We start from the raw sequence: 3,216 nt of genomic DNA on the forward strand, positions 1-3,216 counted from the left end.
GGACAAAAAAGGCGCCGAACAGATCTACATCCACGCCCAGCGCGACTGGGATGAAAACATCGAACACGACCAGAAAATCCGCGTCGGCAACGAACGGCATGACACTGTTGAAGCTAACGTCTTGAGCGAGTTCAAGGTCGAAGAACACCGCATCACCCATCTGGACCGCATCAGCGAAATGCGCGCGGATGATCACCTGACGGTGGGTGTGACGCAGCATGTGAAGGTGGGGACTGGCCAGTTTGTGGAGGCTGGGACGGAGATTCACTATCACGCTGGTGACAAGGTGGTGGTTGAGGGTGGCATGGAACTAACGGCCAAGGCAGGCGGGAGTTTTGTGAAGGTGGATGCGGGTGGTGTCACGATTAGCGGCGCAGAGGTGAAGGTAAATACCGGTGGTGCGCCGGGGGTGGGGGCAGGGATTGGGATTCTGGCGCCGTTGATTCCAGGGCTCGCAGACAAGGATAAATTCGGGAAATTACTCGAAAATGCGCCACGAAGTCACAAAGCTAGATACCTGCTTCAGGATGAGAAAACAGGTGAGCCACTAATAGCGAGCCCATATACGTTGACCCGAAGCGGTTTTCTGTGTTGGAAATAAACGATTGCCGTGATGACGGTGAACGTGAGCGTGATAACCAATACAACAGGGAACATAAACCGACCGGTGAGTTTAACCCTCTACAATGGCCCGTTTTATTGCCGCCTTCAGGCGAACCAGGGCAAGCTCCTCGACCTGCACCTGTTCCTGTGCCGGCGTATGGTCCGACAGTTACCCCCAAACCTGCACACGTAGAAAGCTGGACACAGCAGGTGCAAGAAGCAGTGGATGGTCTATTGGAACAGGGGGCCAAAGGAATCCGCATTCTTTCCGATGAAGTTCAACAAAACCTGGAAGATGCGGCCACTTGGCTGGGAGTTAAGGGACAATGGATCAGACGCGAGTCTAAAAAAGCGTGGGAATGGGTCAGTGAAACTGGCGCTCAGGTCATTAGCTGGACAGACGCACAATTACGCGCCGCGTGGAAAGAAATTCAACATTACACAGATTTGACCGTTGATATGCTCAAAGAAATTGACTGGATGCAGGTCTTGATTGGAGTCGGGACTGTGGTAGCCACGGTGGTTGTTGCATTCGCCATTGGTGCAGCACTTGTAGCGGCAGGAGTTCCCGCAGCAATAGTTGCGGCCATACTAGTTATCGTCCGATTAGCACAGGTTTCTTGGGCGTTGCTAGCGAGTATTTTAGGTGGTGCTGCCGTCACCGCAGCAGTGTCCGCAGGATAATAGAGAAAACTATGAACGCATTGGAAAAACTGACTGAGCAAGCTCCCGGTCTTACTTTTGAATTACCGGATGGCACCCCAGTTATAAAACTGGGATTGATTGCCACGTTATATTTCAAAGAGGGCTATACGCCGCAAAGCAAGCAAGCCGTCACGCAGTGTTTCGAAAGATTCAAAGAAGAATTCGGCCAGCATTTGAAGGGCCAATATGATGGAAGATACAAAAAGCTCACAGATGTAAACTTCAATAAAAAAATATTGAACATTCTCGAAACCGGCCCAAACGAACAGTATGAATGGCACATCAGCAGTGCTGGGTCGGCTAACGAAGCCTCGGAATACAGCCTATCCGCATTGAATTCTTTTGAAGTACATGGCGATCAAAGACGTTCATTTATTAAAATGACGTTACCATGGACCATACTGAATGAACCCGATGGCGCGGCTCGTTACCAAGACTGGATTATTTACTTAGCCGATAAAGTTAAGGCCGATCACGGTTATGGCGGACTTTCCAGCATTTTGCCATTTGATTTCGATAGTTACATGCCTATGGAATTCCAACTTGCCCAGCAGTATAGAGGTCTTGAAGTCGATTCTTTAGTCACGAACTTCAAACGCGAACTGCTAGACCACATTAAAGGCATCAATTGGTATACTATTGTTAGCAATCGATTTACCGAAAAGCTTGGAGGCATAGACGCTATAAGTCATTCCTTCAGCGGGCGCGGCGATGTAGAGGTTTTTGAATATCAATATGGGCTGATTGTTCGCGCCGGCAACCTTCCTGACCTAGGCTCAATTAATGAAGCTTTGCCAGCGGCGTATATTTCAGTGAATCAAGTCTTCAAATCGTTGCGGATTCCCACGCCTGATCAATTGCATACTTATTCCCCTTACGGAAACTGCTTCGAAGAAGACAGCTCCGCGCGTTGGTATTCTCGCTTCGACCAAGAAGAAAATCGCTCAAAATCACCCGCACGGCTTGAAGCAGGTCAGCCTTGTAGCATGGCAGGATACTGGTTTACCCCAGCGCAAAAAGAATCCCGTAGGTACTTCGATCAAGGGGAAATTTTACCGAGTTTCAGCGGTTCGAATTGGGGCGATACCCTTTGGTATTGGTCAGGAGAGGATTGAGCTAACCAGCCCCGACCTGAAGCTCGAAGAGCTGCTGCACAAGCGCGCCTGCCTGACCTTCGGCGCCACCGGCGAAGGCAAGATTCACGGCCAGGTCTATCGCATCGAGCAGGGCGACTCCGGCAAGACCCTGACCCGCTACAGCATCAGCCTGATGCCGCAACTGGCCTATCTTCAGCACAACCATGATCAGCAGATCTTCCAGCAACTGACGGTGCCGAAAATCATCGCCCAGGTGCTGGAAGATCGCGGCATTCTCTCTGACGCCTACAGCTTCCAGCTCAACGCCGAGTACCCGGAGCGTGAGTATTGCGTGCAATACGACGAGTCCGACCTGCATTTCATCCAGCGTCTGTGCGAAGAAGAAGGCATTCACTTCCACTTCCAGCACAGCCGCAGCGGCCACAAACTGGTGTTCGGCGACGACCAGACGGTGTTCCGCAAACTGAAGCCGGTCAGCTACCAGCAGGACTCCGGCATGGCCGCCGAGAAGCCGGTGATCAAGCGCTTCAACCTGCGCCTGGAAACCCGCACCACCCGCGTCAGCCGTCGCGACTATGATTTCGAAAAACCCAAGCTGCTGCCCGAAGGCGCGGCGAAATCCGAGTTTGCCCCGGACCTGGAAGACTACGATTACCCAGGCCGCTTCACCACCCGCGAGCGCGGCAAGTTCCTCTCGACCCGCGCCCTCGAACGCCATCGCAGCGACTACAAACTCGCCGAAGGCAAAGGTGACGAACCGACCCTCACCAGCGGCCATTTCCTCACACTCGCCGAACATCCGCGCGCCGAT

2 protein-coding genes and 2 pseudogenes are annotated in these 3,216 nt (G+C 52.4%); all 4 read left to right on the forward strand.

Translation table 11 applies throughout. The annotated features are described in order from the left end of the window. A pseudogene (locus CXF97_RS13855) lies at positions 1 to 601 on the forward strand (type VI secretion system tip protein VgrG); the annotation flags it as partial. A 212-nt stretch (positions 602 to 813) separates the two neighbouring features. Next, positions 814 to 1,287, forward strand: a complete 474-nt coding sequence (locus tag CXF97_RS13860) for a hypothetical protein (RefSeq protein ID WP_256589824.1) — start codon at positions 814 to 816, stop codon at positions 1,285 to 1,287. Between the two features lie 11 nt (positions 1,288 to 1,298). Then, the gene (locus CXF97_RS13865) at positions 1,299 to 2,423 is read left to right on the forward strand and encodes a type VI immunity family protein (protein WP_101159020.1); all 1,125 of its coding nucleotides are present in this window, start codon (positions 1,299 to 1,301) and stop codon (positions 2,421 to 2,423) included. Continuing rightward, positions 2,419 to 3,216: pseudogene (gene tssI, locus CXF97_RS13870) on the forward strand (type VI secretion system tip protein TssI/VgrG); the annotation flags it as partial. The gene CXF97_RS13865 and the pseudogene tssI, both read left to right, overlap by 5 nt.

The organism is Pseudomonas sp. Choline-02u-1 (genome assembly GCF_002836515.1).
Classification (GTDB): Bacteria; Pseudomonadota; Gammaproteobacteria; order Pseudomonadales; family Pseudomonadaceae; genus Aquipseudomonas.